The organism is Candidatus Nitronereus thalassa, assembly GCF_032191465.1.
Taxonomy (GTDB): Bacteria; Nitrospirota; Nitrospiria; order Nitrospirales; family UBA8639; genus Nitronereus; species Nitronereus thalassa.
In genome coordinates this window covers 195,311-221,315 of sequence record NZ_JAQOUE010000002.1, presented here as the reverse complement: position 1 = coordinate 221,315, position 26,005 = coordinate 195,311, and the positions used below count along the sequence as shown (strand labels likewise).

Sequence of the window (26,005 nt, the reverse complement as noted above, 5' to 3'; positions counted from 1 at the left end):
CGGATGCCTTGCATCCTGGAAAACAGGAAGCGATTTTCCTAGGGTGAAAACATTCACGAGGTTTTGACTCAACAACCTAATACGCTGGTTGTTGTTTCATGTTTTGATTAGTGGGAAATCTTAGAAAAAGGGATGGGCGGAGCTCGTGATGGTGGGGCTTTGGAGAAGAGAACTAGGGTGCGCAAAAGAAGAAAAGGTTCGGTGTTTGCTAAAAACGAAAAGGTCGGGTCTGGTTCAAGTGATGGGGTTTGAATCGCTTTTCCTGCGGCACACAACCAACCACACCAAGTTTGTTGATGGGTGCTGTGATCATGGCCGACATGGGTGGCGTGCTTGGCGATTGCAGTGGTCAGCAGACTGCTCACGAAGAAAAAGCAAAACGCTAACCCAACCCCAAGTATTTTCTGATTTTTCCCGGAAATCATAGGCCTAAAATGTAAGCCTTTAAGGCAAGGCTGTCTACAAACAGTTACTTGCCGGTGCAACAATTTGCGAAAAATTTTATACGGTTGTTGGTTCCAGCCACATCCGTTCTTTGCGATTGCCTTCAACTAAGGCCTGGACCGATGAGCCAAACACTCGAAGGCTACCTCTGCCAATTTTCGTCGCCTCCAGGCGTCCTTCATCAATCCATCGATAAATGGTCCATCGGCTGACATTTAAGGCTTCGGCAGCTTCACTGACGCGTAAAAGGGGCTGTGTCATGATGGTCTCTCCTTAAAAATTCCCAAAAATGATTTGACATGGGGATGCCAATGCAAGACGTCCCGTTATGTCAGGAGGTTGAATTAGCCCAGGTACACCATTCTGTGATGCCCAGGGGCACAACCTACTTAGACTTTGAACGTTGGGAACAAATTGATCATAGGAGGACCGCGAGAGGAGAGTTGAATTCGGTGGGTAGATGGCGTTGGAATAAAGGTGAATGAAGAAAGCGAAATGGCTAACAAGAGAGGACGTACCGATGAATTGACAGAAGCATAAGTTTCGGAATTATTAGTCTGACAAGCCCAAGCACAAAGAGGAGAGTGGTTACTGGTATGACTATGATTTGAGGCATGGGTTGTTGCGCAAAATAGAGACGCAATGACCAAAACAAGATAGATCCCGCCGACCAAGGAGGCCGTTGCGGTTAAGGCTGTTTTTGTTTTGGGGAAAGGAATCATCGAGTAATTGTCAGGGGGAAAGTGGTTTTGTTGCAATCGCCATATTGGAGATTCCCGTTTTTCGGATCGCATCCATCACTTCAATGACGCGTCCGTGAGGAACCGCGGTGTCAGCATTGATAACGACCGATGGTTCACTTGTATCTAACAAACTTTGTAAACGGGATTCAAGTTCCTGGATCACGATCGGCTCTTTGTTAAAGAACAATTCCCCTTTTTTCGTGAGTGTCAGCGAGACCTGCTCCGGTACATCATCGGTGGCTGAGCCAGCGGTGGGAAGATTGACCGGCATCCCTTTTTGTAAGGTCATTGAAAGTGTGGCGATCATGAAAAACACCAATAAAAAGAACATGGTGTCGATCATGGGGATGATCTCAATTCGGGCTTTCTTTTTTGGGACGGCTGGGAGTCTCACGCGGGGTTTTCTCCAGTGTTTCTTGTAATGCCGACTCCAGGCGAGTGGCGTAATATTCAATAAGTTCAGTGTATTGTTCAATCCTGGCTTGAAAGTAGTTGTAGGGGACCAAGGCAATCACGGCGACAAAAATGCCTGCTGCGGTGCAAATTAAGGCTTCGGCCACTCCTCCGGTTACGGCATGAGGTTGGCCTATCCCTTGATCTGCCATTACTCCAAATGAATCGATCATTCCAATAATCGTTCCTAGAAGTCCGAGAAGGGGGGCGAGGGTAATGATCGTATCCAGAGCTGGCATCCCGCGTTTCATTCGGGAGAGTTCAGCAATGGCTGCCGCCTCCATGGCTTTTTCCGGAGCGGCGGTTCTGGCTTGAAGTCCAGCTTTTAAAACGCGGAGCATGAAATGTGGCTCGCGATCATTGAAGGCAAGGGCATCGGTCAACTTCCCTTGGGTCACAAGGTTGATCAGACGATCGGCATGGTCGTTGGGTGGCATGTGGTAAAACCACCATCCTCGTTCTAAGACGATGGCGACGGCCACGAGCGAGCTGATGACAATAGGGATCATCATCCATCCGCCGGCCATAAACATTTGTATCATTGGCGTGTATCCTTGGTGAATATGTTGATTAACCTTGTTTTCTCAAGTCGAAATTGATGGGGATTTCCACAATGCTGCGAATGGGGATATTGCCATCTTTGGCCGGGGAGAATTGCCATTTTTTGACGGCTTCTACCGCAGCTTCATCGAGCACTGGGTATCCACTGCTTTTACGAATTTCTATCTTCTCGGGATGGCCATCTGGTTGAACAGCGACGCGCACAACCACGGTGCCCTCCCAGCCGGCTTCTCGGGCAATCCGAGGATAGACAGGGGGAAGGGTGCGTCCCAAACCCACCTTTGATTTGCCAATAGTGCCAACGCCTGGTGCCATGGCCTTGAGAACATTTGGTGTGACCGATCGAATGGACTCCGGACTGTCTCTTGTGGTTATGGCCTCAATGTGAGGAGAAGGGATGTGGGTTGGAATCTGCGTGGCAGAAGTGGAGGGATTGAGTTCAGGTGTGGTGGGTAGGGAATAAGAGCGCGATACTGGCATTCGTTGAGTTACTTTTAAAAAGTTTTTAAATTCCACCTGGTTATCCGCACGGGAATCTCGTAGCGGAGATCGTTCTATCGGCTGGGCGCGTTCCCGAGAATTCTGAGGGACAGCGACTTGAGCCATGGTAAGAGGAGCCGTTGGCGTCGTAAGAGGTTTGGCAACCTTTGGGGGCGGCGGTGGAGTTGGTAAAACCGAGCGTTGCGCCTTCAACATGGCCGGTGGCTGAGGCGTTGCTTCCTTATTTTTTGTTTTCTGGGTTGTTGAAGGGGCGGTGCTGGGAGTGGCGGCTTCAATTAAGGTGACCTTTACCACGGACGGTGTCTTTTCGAGTTGGCTTGTGACTTGCGTCAAGCTTAATAGAGCGAGGATTCCAAGATGGAGCAGTCCCGACCATGCCCAAAAGGGCAAAAATGGTGGTTCGGAAGAGAGCGATTTCATGGGGGCCGTGGCGGCAAAGGCAAAACTCATTGACCGGTTTTTTTCAGTAGGTTGCCCACCCGTTCGTCTTTTCCACCAAGCTCAGCGTATTTTTTGTATTGTGCCAATGCTCGCCCTGTATCTTTCCGATAAAACTCATAAAAAACTCCGAGGTTATAGTAGGCTTCCACGAGTTGAGGGTTCAGCGAAATCGCGGATTGATATTCCTGCTCGGCTTGGTCGAGTTTGTTGAGATTTGCATAAAGAACCCCAAGGTTTAAGTGGGCTTCAGCATGTTTGGGATTAAGGCGGATGACTTGTTGAAAATGTTCCGCAGCTTGTTGTGATTGTTCTTTGGCTTGCAACAGAAATCCCAAGGCGTAATGCGCTTCCAGTAAATTATTATCGATCTGCAGGGCCCGTTTGTATGATTGAATGGCCTGGTTCGTTTGATTCTGTTTTTCGGCCAATTGGGCAAGTATTAACCAGGCATTGGCATGGTTTGGATCAATTTTGGTCAATTTTTCCAAATATTGTTTGGCCTGATCAGGATGTCCTTGGCTATCATACAACGTGGCCAGGTTATACAGTGCCGTGGGATGGTTGGGGTTCAGCTTCAGGGCGGCCAAATAGGCCTCAATGGCTTTTTCCGTTGAATGCATTTGGTCAAACACGAACGCCAAATTGAGTTGGGCCTCGGCATAGCGGGGATAGATCTCCATGGCTTTTTCTAAGGCCTGCTTGGCTTTCGGCATATTGCCGGCATGTTGATACACCAAACCAAGGTCGAGGTAGGCGCGGGCAAAATTTGGGTGCAGGTTTACTGCATGTTCTAAATGCTGAATCGCCTTTTCTGGTTGATGCAATCCATTAAACAGCACGACGCCCAACAAATGGTGGGCAGCGGCGAATCGAGGAAAAACCTGGAGGGCTTGTTGCAAGGTTTGGGAGGCTTGTGAAAAGTCTTGCCGTTGAACATGAGACAAGGCTTGATTGTACAAATCCTGTGCCTGATCAGCCCAGCATTGGAGTGGACTGCCAAGGCTGAGCAGGAGGGAAAACACACCGATACGAATAGTGTCAAAAACAAGTAATCGTGGGCTCATAATTCCTCAGGTGATGGAGTCATTGAAAAATACGGGTTACGGTTCATCAAGGTCAAAGCGAATGGGAAGATCAACGGTGGCCGCGAGAAGAAATTCTCCGTCCTTGGCAGGTTCGAACCTCCAGGATTTGACGGATTGCAAAGCACTGACATCAAGAATCGGAAATCCAGAACTTTTTTGAGTTTGCACAGAATCTACCAAACCTTGTTGGTTAACTCGAATTCTCAGTATCACGGTGCCTTCCCAACCTTGTTCCCGGGCGAATTGTGGATAGGGTGGGCGTTCAGCCTTGGCTGGCCGGACTGGGGTTCGTTTTCCTTTAATATCTGCAATGGGATCTCGAGTCACTTTGACCGAATCCATAGTCGCCGTGGATGGGGGGGGCAGGCTCGCCTGCACCAAAGGTCCTATAGGTAGGGGAGTAAAGTCGTTCATTTCAGGAAGCGGGATCGAAATTTTTCGTTCCTCTTGGATGACAAACGTGGCTGGAACTTCGATGGTATCGAGTATGGCCACTGGTTCCTCGGGGTAGTCTTCTCCCCGCACTTCTGGAGTGCCGAAGACGAAGGTGGTTAATGTGAAACATAGGGTTGTAACAGTTTGAGAAAGCCGCCAAAAATTTGGATATATCATATTACTATAGACTGCCTCGGGAACCAAAAGCCTCTTGGCTGTTCAAAATATGGAAATTGGTCGTGTTCTAAGGATAGCGTCTGTTATCTTGACATGTTCAATGGAAAGGCCTAGACCTCAAAACCTTTAAACACTAGCATAATCTGGATAGATTGATAAACCCATCAACGCCTACTGATGTGACAGGATCATCCAGAATTCTTGCGAAAATATGACTCTTGCCATACCTTTCCACCGGTTGATTCCAGAATCCATTCAGGTATACTACTCTGAGACGATATGCACGAGACATGTTCCTAATTTCTCATTTCTAAACTGAACCCCGTGGAAAATCTATGTTTGTCCGCCTCCTGAACCTGATCTTTGGTAGCAAAAATGATCGTGAGCTCAAGGCCTTGCAGCCTCTTGTGGCTCAGATCAATGAAATGGAACCCCCTCTCCAGAATCTCTCCCTGGAAGCCTTGGCCGATAAAACCCAAACCTTTAAAAAGCGCATTGAAGCTGGAGAAACCGTAGACGACATTTTGCCCGAAGCCTTTGCCGTGTGTCGTGAGGCTTCCCGTCGAATTTTAGGCATGCGCCATTTTGATGTGCAGCTTTTAGGTGGCATGGTTCTCAATCAGGGGAAAATTTCGGAAATGAAAACCGGTGAAGGGAAAACCTTGATGGCGACCCTGCCGGTGTATCTCAATTCGCTCACCGGAAAGGGTGTGCATCTCGTAACGGTCAATGATTACTTGGCCAAACGCGATGCCCAATGGATGGGTGCGGTGTATCATTCCCTCGGATGCTCTGTCGGCGTGATTCAACACGAATCCTCATTTTTATATGACCCCCATTACGAAGCTGCTGACAAGCGGCTGAATAATTTGCGTCCCTGTACCCGTCCGGAGGCATATCGGGCGGATATTACCTATGGCACCAACAATGAATTTGGATTCGATTACCTACGCGACAATTTGGTGGTGACGGACCTTCGGCAGCGTGTCCAACGAGAATTGCACTATGCCATTGTCGACGAAGTCGATAGCATTCTGATTGATGAAGCCCGAACACCGCTGATTATTTCAGGTCCGACTGAGCAGAATACGGATTTGTATAACCAAATCAATCGGATCATTCCCCAATTAAAGCCAGAAGAAGACTATACCATCGAAGAAAAATCCAAGACCGCCACGTTGACTGAAGAAGGCAACGCTAAGGTGGAAAAACTTTTGGGCGTGGATAACCTCTACGACATGCGGAATCTCAATCTGGTTCACCATGTAGTGAAAGCCTTATCAGCCCATGCGATTTATAAGCGGGACGTGGATTATGTCGTCAAAGATGGGGAAGTCCAGATTGTCGATGAATTCACTGGGAGGCTCATGCCCGGGCGTCGGTGGGGAGATGGCTTGCACCAAGCGGTCGAGGCCAAGGAAGGGGTAAAGATTGCCAATGAAAATCAAACCTTGGCGTCGGTCACCTTTCAAAACTTTTTTCGCATGTATGAAAAACTCGCCGGCATGACAGGGACGGCTGATACCGAAGCCGCGGAGTTCGCCAAAATCTACAATCTGGATGTGAACGTCATTCCTACCAATCGTCCGATGATTCGGATCGATCATCCCGATGTGGTCTATCGTACGGAAAAAGAAAAATTCACGGCGATTGCCGAGGAAATCAAAGAATATCACGAACGTGGGCAGCCCGTGTTAGTCGGGACTATTTCCATCGAAAAGTCCGAGCGGCTCTCTGCCATGTTGAAACACCAGGGCGTAAAACATCATGTGTTGAATGCCAAATTCCATGAGAAAGAAGCCGAGATTATTGCCCTTGCCGGTCAAAAGGGCGCGGTGACGTTGGCGACGAATATGGCAGGTCGTGGGACGGATATTGTGCTGGGGGGCAGCCCCGAAGCCTTATATAAACAACAGGTCGTGTATCGCGGAGAAGATCTCACGGATGAACAAAAACAAGCGGCCTTTGAAAAAATAAAAGTGCAATGCGAAAAGGAAAAAGAAGAGGTTTTAACGCTTGGTGGCCTGCACATTGTTGGAACCGAACGTCACGAGAGCCGTCGGATCGATAATCAGCTGCGTGGACGGGCGGGGCGGCAAGGGGACCCGGGGTCCACACGATTCTTTCTCTCCCTCCAAGATGATTTAATGCGGATTTTTGCCTCGGAGCGTGTCTCCAATCTCATGCTTAAATTGGGCATGGAAGAAGGGGTGCCTATTGAACATGGGATGGTGACCAAATCCATTGAAAATGCACAAAAGAAGGTGGAGGCCCACAATTTCGAAATTCGTAAGCAGCTTCTGGAGTATGATGATGTCATGAATAAGCAACGAGAGATCATCTATGCTCATCGAGGGGCTGTGTTATCTGGGTCTTCCTTAGAGGAAGATGTTCGCGATTGGATGGAAGATGTTGTGGACTCGCTCCTTGCGACGCATTGTCCTGAAGAGGAGTACGCCGAAGCATGGAATCTGGAGGGCCTGCGGGACGTTGTGCATGGACAATGTGGCGCCGAACTTATCACAGTAGATGAGATGAAGGACATGGGACGTGATGGTCTTCGGGAGGAACTGCTGGAGCGAATGCGGGCCCTGTTTGAACAAAGACAAAAGGAGCGCGACCAGCATATTGGTCCTGAGGTGCGCCATCAGCTTGAACGAGCACTCGTTCTGCAGGTGATCGATCATCATTGGAAAGAACATTTATTAGGCATGGATCAATTGCGCGATGGGATCGGTCTTCGTGGCTATGGTCAAAAAGACCCTCTCGCGGAATATAAGCGGGAGGGCTATGACATGTTTTCGGGGATGATGGACTTGATTAAGTCCGATGCCTTGGAGCGTTTATTCAAAGTCCAGGTCGTACAGGGCGAGAAACCTCAAGAAGTCAAAGAAGTGGACCAACCCAGACAGATGAGCTTCAATCGTGGGGAAGCTGCCGCTCCTAAAACCGTACACCGAGCCGAAGATAAAGTTGGCCGCAATGACCCCTGCCCTTGCGGTAGCGGTAAGAAATATAAAAAATGCCATGGCGCGTAAGAAAAATACTTGAGAACCATTTGGTGATTTCACATTTATTTGAATTCAGATATGGATTCCTTTCAACCCCATTTTCGGGCTAGAATAATTACGATTGTATTTCAGCCTTGTCAGTCGGATAGTCCCGTTAGTAAAGAAACACTCACTCACTTCTGGGATTCCCTCCGGCTGAGTTGACCTACCTCCTGACTCCAATTTTCCTCAATTTAAAAACTCTTCCTTTCTTTGGTCGGTGCGAATGTCTGATTGTCCATATGACTGTTGTTACAGTCTGTTTTTTTATTTTTGCTCATTCTTCCCTAATAGTATTTCCACCCTCTGTCGGAATTTTTTTCAGACCTTCCAAACCAATCTTTTTCTTCGTTCTGCTCTCTAGGTTCTACTTGTGATCCAGTCGACATCATTTTAATTTTTTCCCGTCGGGATCTTTGCCTTGGTTAAATTGGTATCGTTAGTTTCAATCACTTCTCATTAGGGGACTTTTCTTTTCATTTATCAACTATCTTAGGACCGTCGGAATTTTTTGCGAATATGCTGGTTCTTATGGCCTGGACTATTTGGTTGATATTCTCAACCCATTGAATTCAAACGGCTTTGAGTGTTTATTTGGTCGTGGTATGGATTCTGCTTTTACTCCTGAAACTGAAAATATCTTTACCCCTGCGCCGGGGTGAAAAATAACCACTACTTGTTCCTCCCATCCTGGAATGCGGAGGGCAATAAAAGGAGGAATGCCATGAATGTACAATCCACCATCCGAAAGGGTTTGTTTGCCTGTATCATGACCGTGGTTGCTGCAGCACCAAGCTGGGCCGCGCCAGTCAACATAACAGTACAAAGCGGAAATTTCCCAGGATTTATCGCAACCTTTGTTCATAACAACTCTACTGCAGGTGGATCCCCCATTTACAATCCTTTAGTAGGAACCTTGATGGGAGATCTAGATTATTGGTCTGGGGGTTGGAGGCTTTCCAACATTATGGGGGTGATGACAGATAACAGAGGATCGTATCTGGGGAGCACCGTGACCATTTCGAATGGATGGCTTCATGATGGTGGTTCAGAGTATGCCCACGGCTATTTTGATTACACTATCAGTGGAGGTCCCAAGGATGGTTACACTGGAACCTTTAACTTCTTGAATACCCAAAGTGCCAATTTCTTAACCGAAACGACAGTGCAGCTATGGGGCGGAGATGTGTCAAACTCTATCGGCATGGATTTCCGTGCCAATATCTCCCCGAAGCCAGTACCGGAACCCAGCACCATGATTCTTTTTGGTTCAGGCCTTGTCGGCTTAGTTGGATGGCGCTACCGGAAGGCTCAAGCGTAGTTTGAGTACTGCTTTCCTGGGGGCTAAAACTTCGAGCCTCATTCCGTAAGGAGTGGGGCTCGTTTTTTTTGAGGGGAAGGGGCCATGGCATGGAAATAGATTTGAATTTCCTTTGACCCCATGGACGAAAGGCGTGAGATAAGAGACAATGGAATTAAACCAGGTGAGAAACTGGAATGTGACTTAGCAGAGAGTTTAAAGAGAGTGAGGGGCTATGTTTCACCATTTAAGGAAATGAATAGTTTTGACCCCAGATTTATGAAATTAAATTTCCGAATAGCAATGGGGATTCAACGTCCCATTCTTTTTTTTCCGGCATTACACTCAGTTTAAGTTATGTGAAACCGAATAGAATATAGTCGTTGTTTTTACTTGTGGTCGGGTCGAATTCAATGTTGTGGAGAGGTGCTTTCGCTCCTCTTTCTGGGTCGATATTTTCTTTTATCGTGGATGGGGGAAAGGCGATCGGTTGCCCGGTCGAGAGTGAAATGAGTGACAGGCTCGTATAATGAAAAGGAGGAGTATATGGATTCCGAAGCACGTTGTTTGATGGTGGCTGGTTTGACATTTTTTTCTGGATTAATCCTCGGGATAGGAATGGGGGTATTACTAGCTCCTCAATCCGGGAGTCGGACCCGTCGACATCTCCGCAGCATGATGGAAGATATGGGCGAGCGTGCCGGTGAATGGGTGGATGATGCCAAGGAAACCATGAACGATATGGTTGATCGCGGAAAAAACCTAGGCCGTCATTCCTGAGGTCACGGTGCCAAATCAACAAAATAATCTTGTCGTGGAGTCCTAGATGAAAGCTTGGGTGGGATTAAGTCTTTTTGTGGTGGGTGTGGGGACAGGTGCCGTGGGTACGCAATTTATTCCTCCTACCTTCTCCTCATATATGCCGGTGGCGCTTCAAGCGCAGAGCGAAATTGTCAAAGGCACCGTGGTGCGAAAACACCAGGACAAGGAACGTTTACTTTTGACCGTATCCACTTCCCGAGGAGCCTTACTGGGGACGTTTACCCGTCAAATTCCAGAGATCAATTTGCTAGTTGAAGAGGGGGATGAAATTACCTTGGGCCTTGCTCAGTATGCTCCCTTCGTTCATGATCCTTCGATTCGAGGGGTGATGAAACCCGATCACTTTGGAGAGCATTTAAAAGAAGACTTGATGCCTGATGAAGGGGATTCGCTTCCCCTTGATTCGCCATCCACCACTCAACCTTTGCGATCTGGATCAGATGCTGTTGACCCTCAAACATGAAAAAGCCCTACAGGCCCTTGCGCGTCTTCATGGTATCGAATTGCGATATCGCGATGGCACGGGCATGGACCGGGTAGTCCCGTCTTCCGCCCTTCATTCATTGTTGCATGCGATGGGGGTGAAGGTGGGGACTGAGGATGAGGCTCGCCAGTCTCTGAAGGCCGTTCGTCATCGGCGATGGACTTCAGTACTTGATGAAGTTTTTGTCGTGTGGGAAAGCGAGGCTACTTCCCTTTGGCAATTGACTCTTCCTCTGAAACCTTCAGCGCTTTCGCATTTGACCGTGTGGTGGCAACTGATTGATGAGCATGGTCGAGAGTTTAGTGGTGAGCGGTCAGGGGATTCTCTTGCACTGTTGGCCTCGCGGACAATTCATGGAACGGACTATTGCCGATTGGGAGTGCCGTTTCCTGACCAGTTACCCCTAGGATATTATCGTCTTTCGGTGAGTGTCTCAGGATTGCCTAGTAAGATCAGTGGGAATGCGTTCGTGGTTGTGGCCCCGCGGCAATGTTACCTTCCTGATCAGCCTTCTCGATCGTGGGGCCTAACCGTTCAGTTATATGGGTTGGCTAGTGGCCGCAACTGGGGCATTGGGGACTTTACGGACCTTTCAAGGTTGGCCACTTGGGCAGGGCATCGCCTCGGCGCTTCAACCATTGGTATTAACCCACTTCACGCTTTGTCTCCCCAATCAATCAGCCCCTATTCTCCGTCAAGCCGATTATTTTTTAATCCTTTATATCTTGATATTGAGGCCATTCCTGAATTTCAAGAGGCGCATACTGTACGTGACCAGGTCTACAACCAGCCATTTCAAGAGCGTTTAGAACGACTGAGGAAAAATCCTACGGTTGATTACGAAAGCATCCGTGGTATCAAGTTGCCGATACTGGAATCTTTATATGGCGCGTTTTGCCAACGTCATGTTGCCGCAGGTTCTGATCGTGCTCAGGCCTTTGAGCGTTTTGTCAAACAACAAGGCATAGCCTTATTCAGATTTGCCCTCTTCCAGGTGTTACAGGAACAGTATCCGCAAGTGTATTGGCGACACTGGCCAAGAGAATATCAAGATCCCACCTCGGTAGCGGTTGAAGAATTTTCCCATCGAAATTTCGAACGACTCCAATTTTTTCAATATGTGCAGTGGCAATGTGTGGAGCAACTTCATCAGCTAAACGTGGCTGCGAAGAAGGCTGGGGTCTCTTTTGGGCTGTACCATGATCTGGCCGTGGGTATTGATGCCGGGGGGGCTGATGCCTGGATATTTCAAGACCAGCTGGCACGCGGGGTTTCCATTGGCGCCCCGCCTGATACCTTTAATTTATCCGGACAAAATTGGGGCTTACAGTCCCCAATTCCCAGTCGTCTGAGATCACATGCCTTTCAATATTTTCGAGAAACGCTCTCTCATAATATGGAATTTGGGGGCATGTTGCGGATTGATCATGCGCTTGGACTGTTTCGATTGTATTGGATCCCCGACGGCAAGTCTGGCAGTGAGGGGGCCTATGTTCGGTTTCCGGTTGACGAGTTATTAGCCATCTTGGCGTTGGAAAGTGTTCGGCATCAGGTGATGGTTGTGGCGGAGGATTTGGGAACTGTGACCCCAACGATTCGACGAAAGTTTGCTCAGGCGGGGTTGTTGTCGTATCGATTGCTGATGTTTGAAAAGGGTTCCGGTCAACGGTATCGAGCCCCCAATATGTACCCTGAACTCGCCTTGGCATCCGTCAATACGCACGATTTGCCAACCCTTCGGGGATTTTGGGTGGGTCGGGATATTGAGACCAAGGACCAAATTGGGTTATACCCCTCACTGGCTCATATGGATGAAGATCGAGTGACGCGTATCCGAGATCGGCAAGCCCTGCTCCACGCTTTGGGTAAGGAAAATCTGTTACCTCATGGGACGTCCGCTTTGGCTGAAGATCTGCCTAACTTGTCGGATGATTTGTGTCAGGCTACATATGCCTATCTGGCTCGGACTCCCTGCCGCATAGTGGCGACCTCTTTGGAAGATTTATTGGGAGAGGTGGATACGCCAAATATACCTGGTGCACCAGAAGGTGCGTATCCGGTGTGGCAAAAAAAGTTGAGCCGACCCTTCGAAGAATGGCAGAATGATCCAGGTCTGCTTGAGTTCGCCGCAGCTGTCCATCGCGAGCGGGCAGCGTTCTCTTCCTAAAATTTCTTTCACTCCGAAGACCCTTAACAAAGAAAGTGGACGAATATGGAGCCAGAGTCGCGCCTTATTATTATGACAGATTTAGATGGGTCCTTGCTGGATTATGATACCTATGGGTATGAGCCTGCCCGGTCGGCGCTCGAAGATTTGCAGGCCAGGGGCGTTCCCGTCATGTTTTCAAGCAGCAAGACATTTGCCGAAGTAGAACCCCTGCGTCTGGAAATGAAGAATGTGGATCCGTTTATCGTGGAAAATGGGGGAGCGGTGTATGTCCCCGAGGGATATTTTCCTCAAGTGCCGGAAAATAGTGTTGTGCGGGATGGGTACCATGTCATTGAATTCGGGGTTCCGTATGCGAAGCTTCGCGAAGGATTACGGACAATAGAACAAAAACTTGGGATTCGGTTAAAGGGATTTGGTGATATGAGTCTCGATGATGTGGTGGCCACGACAGGCTTGTCTCCCATACAAGCCATGGCCGCCCAAAAACGAGAATATGATGAACCGTTCCTCGTTAACGATCCTTCCAAGATGTTTGAAATTCGACATGAAGCCGGTCAGTTGGGGCTGTTAGTCGTGCTGGCTGGTCGCTTTGCGCATTTGGTTGGGGGGACACATAAGGGGCCAGCTTGTCGCACTCTTCTGGATTTATTCCGAAAGCATTGGGGATCCATCAAAATTGCAGCCATTGGAGACAGTTTAAATGATATTCCCATGTTGGAGCAGGCAGATTATCCTTTTTTGGTTGAGCAAAGAGGTGGAGGTTACCAAAGTGGGATTGCTTTTAAGCAGCTCATTCGAGTGGAAGGTGTTGGGCCGATCGGATGGGCCAAATGTATTCAGCAATTAGGTGAAGTGTAATGAATATTTCTTGGTCTTTTGTGGACATTACGTAGAAGATTCTTCAGCATGATGATGTTTAAGAAGCATAACGATATCTCCCTCTTTGACAGGTTCGTTTTTTCGGAATTCATCAAGTGATAACATTTTCCCGTTTCGATAGATCCTCAGCACCACATTGGGAAGGAAGTCAAGGGTCGATTTCCCGACGTCCTCCTGTCGAACCTTTTCCTCAATCAGATCCACCCGCCCTCCTGAGGTGAGCAGGTCCTCCATATATCGAGCCAGATGAGTTTGGTTGACAGCAGAGGCCAACATCGATCCCCCAAAGGTCGCAGGGGTAATGATGGTGTTGGCACCGGCCTGCCGCAATAATTTGACGTTTTCCTCTTCCTTGGCACTCACTAAGGCTCGAAGAGATGGACAAATATTCCGCACGGTGAGGAGCGTGAGAGCATTGGTATCATCGCGCCCAGAGGTAATGATGATGGCTTTGGCTTTTTCGAGGACGGCATCTCGGAGGGTCGCTTCCTTTGAGGCATCTCCACGGATCGCATACACGCCTAACTCCACAGCAGCCCGAACACGTTCGTCTCGCATATCGATGGCCAAAATTTGTTCGGGGTTCGTCCCCTTCGCGAGTAATTCTTTAATGGTGGCTAACCCCGTATATCCGATGCCGCATACCACCACGTGTTGTTCTAAGCTTGCTCTCACTTTTGCCATGCGATAACCCTCTGCAAATTGTTTAAGTGCCAATTGGTAGGCGGTTCCGAGAAAAAGCATCCAGATAAACATACGAATTGGAGTGATCACGAAGGCGTCAAAGAGTCTGGATTGCGGGGTGATGGGTACGATATCCCCATAGCCCACTGTGGTAATAGTGACCATGGTAAAATAGATGACATCGGGAATGGTAATGACTCCATCCGCATGATCCTTCAGTCCCTCCCGATCGATCCATAGATAGGTAATCAAAAAAACAACGAGAAGGATAATGACGCCGATTCGAATGGCGATGGTTCGCCAGGGGGATAAGTCCTCTGGCATGACCAGGACGCTTTCCAATAATTGACGGGATCGTTTGGGTGCCATAACGTGATGCTACCTGAATTTTTCTGAGAACTCCATGTTGGGGAGTCATACAAGAATGGCGAAGCCAAGGTGGCGTGTTACAGCGGTTTGTGCCGGGGTCGCCTCTTCTGGCAACTATGCCTGTTAAGAGGATGGGCTATGATTGTTGTGGATTGATTGTGGTGGGGTTGTCATTTAATCGCGAGGCGGGAATCACGACTTTCTTGCCATTGACCTCGAGAACGATGACCATGGAGGTGAGATCGAGCACCGTTCCAGTCATGTCGCCAACTTGAACTTGCTGTCCGACTTGAATGAAGTGGCGAACGGAATATGTGCCGATGAGGTTTCGAATGGCGGGCCCCGCGCCAAGACCGATGGATAAGGCCAATGTTGCCACAGAGCCAGCGGCAAGAATCAGGATGAATGAGCCTAAGAAGCTCGTATCAAATCCTAGTTTCGCCGCCGCCATAATTCCCACGACCAGCGCACACAAGGCATAGACGAGGTTCCCAGCCATCCTGGCCGCTGGGAGGCCTGTGGTGTCAAAGAGGGTGGTCACCAATGTGCGTAAAGCTTTGGCGCCGAATAGGCCCACGAGCACAATAAGGATCGCGAGAACGAGATCCGGTAATGCGTACGCGAGAGAAATTAAGGCTTCGGTGATGACATCGAGCTCCAAAGTCCGGGCAGCCGAAATGAGAAAGAGCAGCACAATAAACCAAAAAGATAAAGCCCCTACCAAAGTCGCCCCAGGTTGCTGGATGCCGAATTGCTGAAAAAATTGCGTAATCCCCCAGTTGTCCAAGTGTCGATCCATGTTGGCAAATGCCATGATGCGGCGCATGGCGCTGCTCACAAGGCGACCCACGATGATACCGATAGTCAGGAGGACTAAGGCTCCCACGATATTTGGAAGGAAAGTAATGATCATGTCCAAACTATCATAGAGCGATTCTTGAAGAGGGAGGATTAGGGGAGATTCATTCATGTATCAGGCTCCTGAGTTTCTTTCTAGCCGGTTCAAATGGGGGCGCAGGAATCGTTGGCTAATGGAGGCTTTCATATTGCCATTTTTATTCCTTTTCGTCACGTAGGAATTCTCCGATGGGACTTGATCGAATAACACCTGATAGGCTCGAATTCGTCGAACATAAATCACTGGTTCATGTCCCCGGGCCTTTCCATACCGAAGAGTACGATAATATTTTTTTTGACTGAGAAGGGGGAGCACTTCCGTCATGTCTTGCCAGTGGTCAGGATTTTTCTTGATTCGTTGAGCCAACTCTCTTGCATCTTCCATATGACCCAGGCCTACGTTGTAGGCCGCCAGGGCAAAAAACCTTCGGTCGGGCATCGGAACGGAGGTAGGAATTCTCTGTTGCATTCGTGCAAGAAATCGTGCGCCACCATAAATACTTTTTTCAGGGTCAAGCCGATTCCGGATTCCAAGGGATGCCGCGGTACGGCGAGTTAACATCATGATCCCACGTACACCCGTTGGGCTTTTAGCGCGGCGATTCCAATGAGATTCCTGATAGGCTTGTGAGGCAAGAAGTTTCCAAGGGAGGTTATATTTCTCTGCGGCGTTTTGGAAATGTTCTTGATACCGAGGGAATCGTGTTCTGAGATGTTTGAAAAACATTTTTCGGTCATAGGCGGGGAGTATTTTTCGAACTGGTACGGGTGCAGTAATTTGAGGACGGGTCAACGAATGAAGGCCGGGGGTTGCGATCGAAGATTTTATTGCGGAAAGGCGTTCGGAGGTTTTTTCCGCAACCTTCGAAAACACAACGTGGACGCCCATGAGGAAAAATATCAATATGAGACTGCCAACCCATTTTAGGAATAATATCATTTTTTCACTATCTACATTGGAAAACGGTTGCTCCTGATGCTGTGATCCTGAAAATCGTGTGCATGGGCAACTTCATCGTAGATGTTTTCAATACCACCTACTCTCTCCCCTTGAAGTTCTTAAGACAATGGTCGAGAGTCTCCTTCGATCTTTCTCTGAACTCCTTTGTGTTTACGGTACCCCTCTTATTCTCTTAGTGCAATTGTTTTGAATGGTGTGGGCTTTCCCTTTCGCCTGTAGCCAAAATTGTAGTGTGGGAAAGTGGAGAAATTTCAACGATGGAAAAGGGCGTGATGAAGATCACGGAGTTGGAGTGATAGAAATCACCGCTGTTTGCTGTTGTCTTTCGTTAGGATCTTCTACCCTAGAGATTGACGAATTTATGTTTGCCCAAAACTTAGGGAGTTGGGTCTTTAAAAATTTAGAAAAGGGGGAATATCCCCGCAATCGAGATGGTCGAGGCTTTTTCGCTGGCAAAAGTCATTGCGGCTCAAGGACGAGCTTGGGATTTCCCCCCATTATAAAGTTTACAAATACCTTATGAGGTGATCATATGCTGAATTCCCGATTGTGTCCAAGGTTTTCTCTGGATTACGAACCGTCAACTAAAAAGTTAGGGTAAGGTAGGTGACTGTGACACTCGAAAAAGATACCTCCCTGACGAAAATTCTGGTGGTTCAGGGGAATTCTCCAATTGGTCCCATGCTACAAAGAATTCTTGAAAAAGCTGGTCACGATGTGGTTTTGGCTAGCCCAGAGTCAGTTACCTGTTTTGCCTCCACCGAATCCTCCCCCTCGCTGGTCATTACCGATTTCATGACCGGTCCAACTGATACTCGTCTGGAAACTTTACGGCATGTGCATGAATCAGCTCCCCAGGCTAAAATTATCGCATTGTTTTCTGGCCAAGATGAAAATCCAGACGATCGACAGGCCGTGGCCAATCAACCTGGTGTCGTTCGTGTCTTAAATGATCCGTTTGAAGTGGGAGGATTATTGGATGTGATGCGAAGCGCCATTGAGATTCCACGGTGATTTTTACCTTTTAAAATATTTGAAAATTATTGGACGATTAGACTAGGGATAATTGGATCTGTAGTTGTCACGAAAAGTTGATTGTAGTTTTCAGTGCCCCCCCTCCTGTTTTGTTTCTCTATGACACGCCATCTTCTTTCTTCAGAATAAATATCGTTTTAGGTTTTAATTTTTTTCATTCGTATCTAAACAGATACAATGTCGTATCTGATTGGATACAACATTCGTAAATCTGTATCTTTTAAAAATTCGGACCATTTGAATGAAAATAAAAATATGTGTTTAAAATCAATAGGTTATATGATTTTCGCCGCAAAGTTATCGTGACGTAAATTTTGGCATGAGATCTGCTCTATTTAATCCAAATGTCGTCTTGGGCTTCTTATTCACCAGATGTTGAGTGTATGGCACCAATTTTAGTGATTGACGACGATCCACAGATTAATGCATTGCTACAAGATGTTTTAGAGTTTGAAGGATTTCAGGTTATCACAGCGCAAAGAGCCATTGAGGGGCTCCAACATTTAGAGACTACAAAGGTGGATTTGGTCATCACTGATGTGCTTATGCCTGACAAAGAGGGTTTAGAGACAATTCGAGAGATGCGCCAACGTTTTCCTCATACCAAAATATTGGCTATTTCAGGTGGGCTCACGAAAAGTGGCGTCGATGTTTTGGAACTTGCGAAGCGTTTGGGAGCCCATAGTGTGTTGTCAAAACCCTTTGATGTGCAAGACCTTGTTAAAAGCGTCCGTCAATTATTGGGGAGTTAACTATCGCTGGTTCAAACAGGTTGGTTGTCAAAATTTTCCATGGTCCCTACCACGTGTGACAGGCTCTCCACTCATTATAAAATCCCCCTAAAATTCCGTCTTTTGATTCTACTTGCTTTCTTTAAAATCTAACGAAGCGGAATTTATACAATATCGTTGCCCTGTTGGTGCTGGGCCATCGGGGAATACATGTCCAAGATGAGCATCGCATGCTGAGCAGAGTACCTCGACTCTCGTCATGCCATAACTATGATCCGCGTGGGTGGAAATTACAGAGGCCGATAGGGGTTGTGTGAAACTTGGCCAACCAGTTCCCGAATCAAATTTATCATCTGACTGAAACAACGGGGTTCCACAGCAAATACATTGATAGGTGCCCTCCCCTTTGTGATTGTAGTAGCATCCACTGAATGCGGGTTCGGTACCGTGCTCTCTCGCCACATGAAACTGTTCTGGCGTGAGATGTTGCCTCCATTCATCATCGGATTTTTGAATCTTGTCTGCCATCCGTGCCATCCTTCCTTTCTCTCTGTTTCTCTAATGCTCAAGCACAATCAATATTTTCTGAATCTCGAATTCCGATAAGTTCAGAGAAAGATACTAACTGATGCATCTAGGAAGAGCCAAGGATGGCGAATCTAATGCTGTGAAGGCTGTAGAAGAGGGGGGGAAACGGTGGGCTTTATGAAGGTAATAGCTCCTCCTCAAAAGTAAGGACAATAAAGCTCACACATGTTTTTTTATGGTGTCAAGCACCGCTTGTTCGTCGCCATCGGCTTTCCAAACGATTCGCAGAAACTCCGCAGGTTCAATTCCGATCTTGTGCAAGAATGGTCGATCTGCTCCGCAGCCATACATAATGTCGGGTGACATTTCTCCCCGGAGTTTTGCTCGTGCTTTGGCAATAATGCGTGGGAGCCAGCGGTGGCCTCCCAATTCCTCATGACCGGAGGGTAGGGTAGAAGTGTCAGTCACATGGGTTGATGCGTATCCTTTTTGAACGTGCAAGAAGAAATCACGCCTTATTGCGGTGATGTCTGCGATCGTTGAAAACGAGGGCTCGCAGTCTTCTACCCAGTCTTCAACAAAATCGTAAATTTCCTGTGGGGATGCCCCGATCGACTCCAGAAACTCAAGACTTGTTTGAGGAATGACATGATCTCGTCCGCGAAGGCCATTCTGGTAACGCGTGACAGCTTCGTCGTATAGGTGTTGCAAGTTCTCAACCCAATTGCCGGTGTTTTTCATGTGCGTTTCCATATGGCGATCCTTGGACTGTGTATCATATCGAGGCGGTTTGAGGTTCTGAATAATATGCGCCATGAGGGTTCCTCCTGATTATGATCGACTCATTTGTGATTGTGTCAGAATTTTTTTCAGCCAGTACTTGCTTCGGTATTGAACCCACGACCGTTGCTTCGACCTTCCCGTTTTGGAATATAAGAAACGTCGGTATGGATTGGATGTGATATTCTGCAGCCAGTTGCGGTTGATGATCCACATTCACTTTTCCAATGGTAATGTAATCCACCAGTTCCAAAGCTAGTTCTGCAATGATGGGATTCATCGCTCGGCAGGGTCCGCACCAGGGCGCCCAAAAGTCAACAAGGACTGGTTTGTCGCTATGTTTTACGATCTCATGAAAGTTTTGTTCCGTTAACGTCATGCTATGGTTTTCCATATTTACCTTGAATTTGTGTTTTTTATTAATAAGAGTAACTTCCACTAATATGGGATTTCACAAATCATGCCAATTTGAATATTTTATAAGTTGTTGAAAAATAAAAATATTATATATTTTTAGCCGTAGCGGATTCGTCGATATTTCGTTGTGATGGCATTATTATTTTAAGAGAAACGATATGTCGTTGATGGAGAGGATGGCCATACTCTCATAGGCTAGAGAATGCTTCAAGACCTACTATGGTTAATGTTTTGAATGAGGGAGGAGGTCGGTGAGGAAGATGTATGGATTACCGAAACGAGGTCATTATTGATTCGCCTTGACTGGTGGTCGCTGCCCAACGCAACACGTCGCGTGCGTTGTGTTTGACGATAAGCCCCATCGCCTTGAGGTTTTTTTCGGCAAGGGGAGTCGGTTTGCCGGAAATCCACACTTCTACTTTTTGAGTTGGATGTTCAGGGTTCTTCCAGCGTCGTATATGTTGGGCTGCTTCTTCCACCTCTCTTTGCCAGGTGAGTCGATCAGTGGGAATCATCGCGATGAGCGTATGATTGTTCGCATATCCTGCAACAAGTTGATTGTTAATGGCGACAATATCGTTCAGTGGGCGGATATTCAGATGAAAAGCCACCAGCATCTCAGAGAGCCGCTGAAAAAACAGTGCGTCTTCTTCAAATTGTGCTGACATGGCCACTTCAAGGAATCGTCCGCGGTTTGCCACCGACTGCATTTCCGAGAGGGCCTGGACAATGACGGTTTCGTGTCGAGGCGAATACCAGACATGGCTAAGAAAGTCTTCAATGACAGATTCATCAATGCCCATGGCTTCCAGTTTGTCACGATTCAGGCGGCGAAGGTCTTCCGGTGCATAGTCTCGGAGTAGGTCGCCCACGGCGCTGCTCAGCGTGGTACCGGTCAGGATGGCGCCGGCAGGACCGGCCACGGGAATAGTGAGCAACCGAACGCCGGTATCTCCCGCATAACCGGCCCAACTTAACCTATTCAGAGTTTTCTGCAGTACAGAGTTGGATGAGTAAACATCGACTCCCAACTTGTCGGCTATTTTTCGTTTCACCATCGAAAATCCAATGATTTCTTTGCTTGCCGGGCCCTCTAATTGTCCTCGTTCACCGGTGACCATTTCTTTCAAGCGGGTTGTGGCACGCCAGAGGCCTTTCGGGACTTGAGTCGCCGTATTGACTGGGTCGCTGAACAGGTTGACGACAAACTTCAAGGGACTCAAAGCGGCATGGGCCACGCCATGTCCAAAAGCCGAAAGTTGGTCAAGGGACCCTTCTTCTTGCAATTTGGCTAAGGCGTGGATCTCTTGAATGCGAATTCGCAGCATGTCTTGCCCGTACGCCTCAAATTGTCCGAAGGGGGAAGTGATAGTGAAATGGTTGGTGAGTCGAAACGGTTCAACCTGGTCCATCACGGTATGGTGAGCACTTTTTAATAAATCAGCAGGTAACAATGTTCTAGCATCAAGATTGGTCATGGATTCAAAAACGGTGGTGGTTGTAGAAGAGGTTGTGATGGAAGGGGGAAGGGCTGTGGCAAAATCTGCACACAGATGTATCCAAAAGGCCATTATGCCTAGGGCTATCAACCATTTATATAAGGAAGAGATCCCTGCTATAGGCATAGGGGTGTCGATAGGTTTTAGAGGGTTCAAGGTCTGGTTCTTTTTTGGTTTTTCGTTCAAGGGTTTTTGAATGCTTCTTTCAGATCATGCAAGCTTTATTCCAGATTGTTGTTTGCCCGGGAATATTTTTTAAAATGTTGAATGAATTTGGTGATTTGTGTTGAACGCTGTCTAGTATCCGTTGTTTCGGTATGTTGTGGCGAGATCTTGATTCGTTACATGGTAATTAAAGGACCAAGGTTTCAAGGGCTGGAGGTTGAGGAGTCGCCAAGAGGGGAATATTCCTCTGAGAAGTGGGAAATTTTTTCCTCCCAGATGATGACTTGAATGTGGTAATGAACTGCAACGCTTCAAAAAAAGAGGAGCAAGGCGGCCCTTGCTCCTCCGAAAAAAAAGGAAAGAGAAATTACGGTTTGATATAGATATAGCCTTGTTGTTGAAGATCGGCAATGCGTTTTACCGCAACAGGATGTTCGGTCGGCTGAAATCCCGCCACGAGTTTTTCAAGGGGCGTCCCAAACAATTTCATGGATACTTGGCACATTTCCGCATCCGCACCTTTATCCATAGCGGCTTTCAATTTCGCTTTGAGTTCAGGGTCAACACTTTCTTCTTTGAAGAGTTCAAGAGCTGGTCCATGAACGATCAGTTTGACATCAATGTTGTCCGGCCCCCCCTCGGCTTCGATGTGTTTATTAATGAGAGCCAAGGCATAGGTCGCGGTGGCAATGTCTTTGCCGTCTACGTGGTATAACACCTTGACCTTTTCTTTGGCCCAAGCGACATCGTGTCCCATTGGGAGTCCAATAGACAATGTTAAGGCGGCGGCGAAAATGAGTGAAGAGGTGAAACACGTTTTTAAGGTTTTGGACATGGAGCCCTCCAGGGTGAATGAATGAGATACCTTTATTCAAAAGGTTATTTCATTATCGCAATGGGTGGAAAAAATAGCTATGAGCTAGGGTATTTTGGAGATTGCCGAAGGAGCAGACTTTGGATGTTATGACTTCTTTATGATGCCTCGTTAGGGTGGCAAAGGACCTATGAAGCCATTTATTGCAGATTTGCATATCCATTCGCGGTTTTCACGGGCGGTGAGTAAAGACATGGTCCCCGAGAACTTATATCGGTGGGCACAACTTAAAGGAATTAGTGTTCTAGGGACTGGAGATTTTACCCACCCTGGCTGGTGTCTTGAGCTTCAGGAGAAAATCGAACCAGCAGAACCAGGTTTGTATCGTCTCAAACCTGAACTTGCCAAAAAAGTCGATGCCGAAATTCCTGAATCGTGTCGAGGGGAAGTTCGGTTCCTTCTTACCTCGGAAATTAGCAGTATCTATAAGCGGTATGGGCGCACGCGCAAAGTGCATAATATGATTTATGCGTCAAGCTTTACGGAGGTTTCGAACCTCAATGACAAGTTAGCACAGATTGGAAATATTCGTTCCGATGGACGGCCGATATTAGGGTTAGACAGCGAAGAATTGTTGCGCATTATGTTAGAACTGTCCCCCCAGTCTTTGTTTGTGCCGGCGCATGCTTGGACCCCGCACTTTTCGGTGTTCGGAGCTAACTCGGGATTTGATTCCTTGGAAGAATGCTTTGGAGAACTCACGCCACATATTAAGGTTATCGAAACTGGGCTGTCCTCGGATCCTCCGATGAATTGGCGACTTAGCCAGTTAGAAGGCATAACGCTTATTTCCAATTCCGATGCGCATTCTCCGAGTAAACTAGGCCGGGAATGCAACGTGCTGAATTGCGATCTGTCGTTCGAGGGTATCAAGCAGGCCTTTACGAATGGTTTTTCTCCACAATTTCTGGGGACAATTGAATTTTTTCCGGCGGAAGGGAAGTACTATTATGATGGGCACCGAAACTGCCAAATCCGTCTCACGCCCGAGGAAACACGTGCGCATCAAGGGATGTGTCCTGAATGCGGAAAAATGGTTACCGTTGGCGTGTTGCACCGCACCGAAGCCTTGTCTGACCAGCCTATCGGCTATCGTCCAGAAAAGGGCTTGCCCTATTGGAGTCTTGTCCCGTTGGTTGAACTCCTCGCGGAAGTAAGAGGCGCGGGAGTAAATACCAAGGGAGTGCAAGAAGCATATCACCATATGCTCGCAAGATTGGGTCCAGAACTTTTCATCCTCAGGGAAATTCCTTTAGCGGATATCGAAGAAAATGGTGGGCGGTTGTTGGCCCTCTCTGTCCAACTTTTGCGTGAGGGGCATGCCAGGATCGATCCTGGTTATGACGGGGAGTTTGGCCGGGTGCGGATGTTGAGTCCTGAAGATCGAGATTAGACGTCCCATTCATTGATAAAGATCATGCAAGAATTTACTTGTCCATGATGGGAGTCCTGGGAGCGAAACAATTGTAGGGAATATGATCAATGTTTGGAAAAGTGAGCGTTATTCAAAATGCGAAGAATGAACGGAAAAGGATCGTTGCCCCGATATCATCCGCAATAGGTCGGCCTTGCTGCGAGAACGCATCTTGTCGGACGTTCCTGATGGTTCTTCTAGCAAAATAGTCACAGACCGGTCATCGCAGTCGGCGATGGTGAATCCTCGTCGATGAAAGTACCCGGCTACGTCACGCATTCTGGCGACTCCTTCGCTATATTGGCAAAATATGCAGTCCATGATTTCGGCTTCTTCGTGGCGTGCACGTTTTGATGCATGCCAAAAGGCCAACCGATAACTGGAGATTTTAAGTAGACGGGTCATGAGAATAACGATACCGCTTAATGGTGCTTAAGCCAAGGAGTAAAATCTTCCAATCCCGGCGGAAAGCCAGCCTTCCAAGGGCCTCGATGCTTCCCTGCAGAACCAAGCGGGCAAAACCAAAAACCTTCATCTGTTTTGGCCACTTTCCATCGGCTACCATCTTGGTGGATCCAAAACCATATTCGTTTGGCGATGCGAATTTTGCTCATGGCCGGGGGATGTTGATGTGGATAAGAGATACTTCCCTCGTTCTAAGGTTGCCATTGTAGCATGGAGAAACGTCCACGTCTTTCGTTTCTTGACAATATCGAAAATTTTTGTTCATGGTGTGTTTATGGAATCTTCTGAATCACCTGAGTCGATACAAGCGCAGGAATCTGGGCCTTCCGGCCTTCGATCTTCTGCTGATGTGCATGTGCTGAAGGTAGGGGAGAAAACGATTATCCTTGTCGGGACGGTCCATGTCTCTCGTGAATCGGCAGATTTAGTTCGGGGAGTCATCGAAGAGGAAAAGCCCAATGGTGTGTGTGTCGAGCTTGATGCTCGTCGATTGGAGGCCCTCTCGCAGCAGCATAAATGGGAGTCGCTTGACCTCAAAGAGGTCATTCGCAATAAACAACTGAGTACTCTGTTGGTCAATTTGCTCTTGGCATCCTATCAAAAACGGCTGGGTGATCAGCTGGGTGTTTTGCCGGGAACCGAAATGCTGGAAGCGATTACCATATCTAAAAAACATGACATTCCTATTTTCTTGTGTGATCGCGATGTCCGGGTGACCATGCGGCGCGCCTGGCGCTCCACACCATTCCTTAAAAAAAGCATGTTGGTTTCGTCTCTCATGTTAAGTGTATTTGATACTGAACCAGTGACGGAAGAGTCCTTGTCGGATTTAAAAAAACAGGACGTGTTATCGGAAATGATGCGGGAACTTGGCACCGAAGTGCCCACGCTTAAAGAAGTGCTCATAGATGAACGAGATCAATATCTTGCGGAAAAAATTTTACAAGCCGATGGCGAGAAAGTGGTGGCTGTGGTGGGTGCTGGTCATGTCGAGGGCATGAAATCGGTGTTGCAACAATCTGGGCGTTCAGACCTTTCCGCGCTCGATGTCATTCCTCCCGTTTCACCAGTATGGAAATGGGTGGGGTGGAGTATTCCCGCAATCATCGTCGGATCAATTGCCATGATTGGGTATCAAAAGGGGTTGGCGGCGGCTGGCGAAAATGCCATGTTTTGGATTCTCGCAAATGGCATTCCCAGTGGCCTTGGCGCGATCATTGCCTTTGCTCACCCTTTGACAATTTTAGTGGCATTTGCGGGCGCTCCGATTACGAGTCTGACGCCTGTGATTGGCGTGGGGTACGTGACCGCCTTTGTGCAAGCCTATATGCAGCCACCGGTCGTCCGGGAATTTCAAACCGTTGCGGAAGATATTGCGATTCCTCGACGATGGTGGCAAAGTCGGCTCCTCAGGATTTTTCTCGCCTTTTTGTTGCCGACCCTTGGAAGCGTCATTGGCACGTGGGTGGGCGGAACTCGAATCGTCTCGAACCTGTTCTAAAATACGTGAAGCGTAAAGCGAGGGGGGATCGTTTTATGAACGCATCACGTATTACGAAGCTTCCCGTTTCGAGGTATGTTGAAAAATACAGGCAGGGCATGTGTAATGAATAAAGCGGTCTTCTCCGACCAGGCGCTTAT

Annotated in this window: 25 protein-coding genes; 10 read left to right on the top strand and 15 right to left on the bottom strand. The window is 47.8% G+C overall.

What is annotated here, in order from left to right:
* Positions 1 to 501: 501 nt before the first annotated feature.
* From PPG34_RS16320 to PPG34_RS16295, 6 genes are all read right to left on the bottom strand, one after another.
* Positions 502 to 705: a helix-turn-helix domain-containing protein gene (locus tag PPG34_RS16320; protein ID WP_313834503.1), complete on the bottom strand. Its 204-nt coding sequence runs from the start codon at positions 703 to 705 to the stop codon at positions 502 to 504.
* Positions 706 to 1,176: 471 nt separating this feature from the next.
* Positions 1,177 to 1,530, bottom strand: coding sequence for an ExbD/TolR family protein (locus PPG34_RS16315; protein WP_313834502.1), 354 nt, complete (start codon positions 1,528 to 1,530; stop codon positions 1,177 to 1,179).
* Positions 1,531 to 1,540: 10 nt separating this feature from the next.
* On the bottom strand, positions 1,541 to 2,182 hold the full coding sequence (locus PPG34_RS16310; RefSeq protein WP_313834501.1) for a MotA/TolQ/ExbB proton channel family protein: 642 nt from the start codon (positions 2,180 to 2,182) through the stop codon (positions 1,541 to 1,543).
* A gap of 28 nt (positions 2,183 to 2,210) precedes the next feature.
* A complete protein-coding gene (locus tag PPG34_RS16305; protein ID WP_313834500.1) occupies positions 2,211 to 3,152 on the bottom strand; it encodes an energy transducer TonB in 942 nt (313 codons plus the stop codon).
* The gene (locus tag PPG34_RS16300; RefSeq protein WP_313834499.1) at positions 3,149 to 4,207 is read right to left on the bottom strand and encodes a tetratricopeptide repeat protein; all 1,059 of its coding nucleotides are present in this window, start codon (positions 4,205 to 4,207) and stop codon (positions 3,149 to 3,151) included. Before PPG34_RS16300 ends, PPG34_RS16305 begins: the two co-directional genes overlap by 4 nt.
* A gap of 36 nt (positions 4,208 to 4,243) precedes the next feature.
* Positions 4,244 to 4,840 (bottom strand): energy transducer TonB, encoded by a 597-nt coding sequence (locus tag PPG34_RS16295; RefSeq protein WP_313834498.1) that lies wholly within the window; start codon positions 4,838 to 4,840, stop codon positions 4,244 to 4,246.
* Positions 4,841 to 5,175: 335 nt separating this feature from the next.
* Between PPG34_RS16295 and secA the strand changes: the two genes are divergently transcribed.
* The 6 genes from secA (at position 5,176) to PPG34_RS16265 (ending at position 13,524) form a co-directional block, all read left to right on the top strand.
* A complete protein-coding gene (gene secA / locus PPG34_RS16290; protein WP_313834497.1) occupies positions 5,176 to 7,878 on the top strand; it encodes a preprotein translocase subunit SecA in 2,703 nt (900 codons plus the stop codon).
* Positions 7,879 to 8,614: 736 nt separating this feature from the next.
* On the top strand, positions 8,615 to 9,211 hold the full coding sequence (locus PPG34_RS16285) for a PEP-CTERM sorting domain-containing protein (RefSeq protein WP_313834496.1): 597 nt from the start codon (positions 8,615 to 8,617) through the stop codon (positions 9,209 to 9,211).
* A 525-nt stretch (positions 9,212 to 9,736) separates the two neighbouring features.
* Positions 9,737 to 9,970 (top strand): YtxH domain-containing protein, encoded by a 234-nt coding sequence (locus PPG34_RS16280; protein ID WP_313834495.1) that lies wholly within the window; start codon positions 9,737 to 9,739, stop codon positions 9,968 to 9,970.
* Between the two features lie 46 nt (positions 9,971 to 10,016).
* The gene (locus PPG34_RS16275) at positions 10,017 to 10,475 is read left to right on the top strand and encodes a hypothetical protein (protein WP_313834494.1); all 459 of its coding nucleotides are present in this window, start codon (positions 10,017 to 10,019) and stop codon (positions 10,473 to 10,475) included.
* The gene (malQ, locus tag PPG34_RS16270; RefSeq protein WP_313834493.1) at positions 10,390 to 12,663 is read left to right on the top strand and encodes a 4-alpha-glucanotransferase; all 2,274 of its coding nucleotides are present in this window, start codon (positions 10,390 to 10,392) and stop codon (positions 12,661 to 12,663) included. Before PPG34_RS16275 ends, malQ begins: the two co-directional genes overlap by 86 nt.
* A 45-nt stretch (positions 12,664 to 12,708) precedes the next feature.
* A complete protein-coding gene (locus PPG34_RS16265) occupies positions 12,709 to 13,524 on the top strand; it encodes an HAD-IIB family hydrolase (protein ID WP_313834492.1) in 816 nt (271 codons plus the stop codon).
* Between the two features lie 27 nt (positions 13,525 to 13,551).
* On the opposite strand, the gene PPG34_RS16260 is transcribed toward PPG34_RS16265, so the two are convergent.
* The 3 genes from PPG34_RS16260 to PPG34_RS16250 form a co-directional block, all read right to left on the bottom strand.
* Positions 13,552 to 14,598 (bottom strand): potassium channel family protein, encoded by a 1,047-nt coding sequence (locus PPG34_RS16260; RefSeq protein ID WP_313834491.1) that lies wholly within the window; start codon positions 14,596 to 14,598, stop codon positions 13,552 to 13,554.
* A gap of 136 nt (positions 14,599 to 14,734) precedes the next feature.
* Positions 14,735 to 15,568, bottom strand: coding sequence for a mechanosensitive ion channel family protein (locus PPG34_RS16255; RefSeq protein ID WP_313834490.1), 834 nt, complete (start codon positions 15,566 to 15,568; stop codon positions 14,735 to 14,737).
* A 3-nt stretch (positions 15,569 to 15,571) separates the two neighbouring features.
* A complete protein-coding gene (locus PPG34_RS16250; protein WP_313834489.1) occupies positions 15,572 to 16,384 on the bottom strand; it encodes a transglycosylase SLT domain-containing protein in 813 nt (270 codons plus the stop codon).
* Positions 16,385 to 17,068: 684 nt separating this feature from the next.
* Between PPG34_RS16250 and PPG34_RS16245 the strand changes: the two genes are divergently transcribed.
* Positions 17,069 to 17,470 carry a DNA-binding transcriptional response regulator gene (locus tag PPG34_RS16245; RefSeq protein WP_313834488.1) on the top strand — a complete coding sequence of 134 codons (402 nt, stop codon included), beginning with the start codon at positions 17,069 to 17,071 and terminating at the stop codon, positions 17,468 to 17,470.
* Between the two features lie 404 nt (positions 17,471 to 17,874).
* Positions 17,875 to 18,243 carry a response regulator gene (locus PPG34_RS16240; RefSeq protein WP_313834487.1) on the top strand — a complete coding sequence of 123 codons (369 nt, stop codon included), beginning with the start codon at positions 17,875 to 17,877 and terminating at the stop codon, positions 18,241 to 18,243.
* Between the two features lie 108 nt (positions 18,244 to 18,351).
* Here the strand turns inward: PPG34_RS16240 and msrB are convergent, their stop codons facing one another.
* The 5 genes from msrB to PPG34_RS16215 all read right to left on the bottom strand — a co-directional run bounded on the left by msrB (position 18,352) and on the right by PPG34_RS16215 (position 22,446).
* Positions 18,352 to 18,750, bottom strand: coding sequence for a peptide-methionine (R)-S-oxide reductase MsrB (gene msrB, locus PPG34_RS16235; RefSeq protein ID WP_313834486.1), 399 nt, complete (start codon positions 18,748 to 18,750; stop codon positions 18,352 to 18,354).
* Between the two features lie 219 nt (positions 18,751 to 18,969).
* Positions 18,970 to 19,566 carry a DUF5069 domain-containing protein gene (locus PPG34_RS16230; RefSeq protein ID WP_313834485.1) on the bottom strand — a complete coding sequence of 199 codons (597 nt, stop codon included), beginning with the start codon at positions 19,564 to 19,566 and terminating at the stop codon, positions 18,970 to 18,972.
* Complete coding sequence (gene trxA, locus PPG34_RS16225) at positions 19,526 to 19,969, bottom strand: thioredoxin (RefSeq protein ID WP_313834484.1); 444 nt, start codon at positions 19,967 to 19,969, stop codon at positions 19,526 to 19,528. Before trxA ends, PPG34_RS16230 begins: the two co-directional genes overlap by 41 nt.
* Positions 19,970 to 20,216: 247 nt before the next feature.
* Positions 20,217 to 21,518, bottom strand: a complete 1,302-nt coding sequence (locus PPG34_RS16220; protein WP_313834483.1) for a hypothetical protein — start codon at positions 21,516 to 21,518, stop codon at positions 20,217 to 20,219.
* Between the two features lie 460 nt (positions 21,519 to 21,978).
* The gene (locus PPG34_RS16215; RefSeq protein ID WP_313834482.1) at positions 21,979 to 22,446 is read right to left on the bottom strand and encodes a DsrE family protein; all 468 of its coding nucleotides are present in this window, start codon (positions 22,444 to 22,446) and stop codon (positions 21,979 to 21,981) included.
* Between the two features lie 169 nt (positions 22,447 to 22,615).
* Here PPG34_RS16215 and PPG34_RS16210 point away from each other — a divergent pair, with 169 nt between their 5' ends.
* Positions 22,616 to 23,878, top strand: a complete 1,263-nt coding sequence (locus PPG34_RS16210) for an endonuclease Q family protein (protein WP_313834481.1) — start codon at positions 22,616 to 22,618, stop codon at positions 23,876 to 23,878.
* Positions 23,879 to 23,986: 108 nt separating this feature from the next.
* Here the strand turns inward: PPG34_RS16210 and PPG34_RS16205 are convergent, their stop codons facing one another.
* Positions 23,987 to 24,178, bottom strand: coding sequence for a hypothetical protein (locus PPG34_RS16205; RefSeq protein WP_313834480.1), 192 nt, complete (start codon positions 24,176 to 24,178; stop codon positions 23,987 to 23,989).
* A 460-nt stretch (positions 24,179 to 24,638) separates the two neighbouring features.
* On the opposite strand from PPG34_RS16205, the gene PPG34_RS16200 reads away from it, so the two are divergent.
* Positions 24,639 to 25,865, top strand: coding sequence for a TraB/GumN family protein (locus PPG34_RS16200; protein WP_313834479.1), 1,227 nt, complete (start codon positions 24,639 to 24,641; stop codon positions 25,863 to 25,865).
* Positions 25,866 to 26,005: the final 140 nt, after the last annotated feature.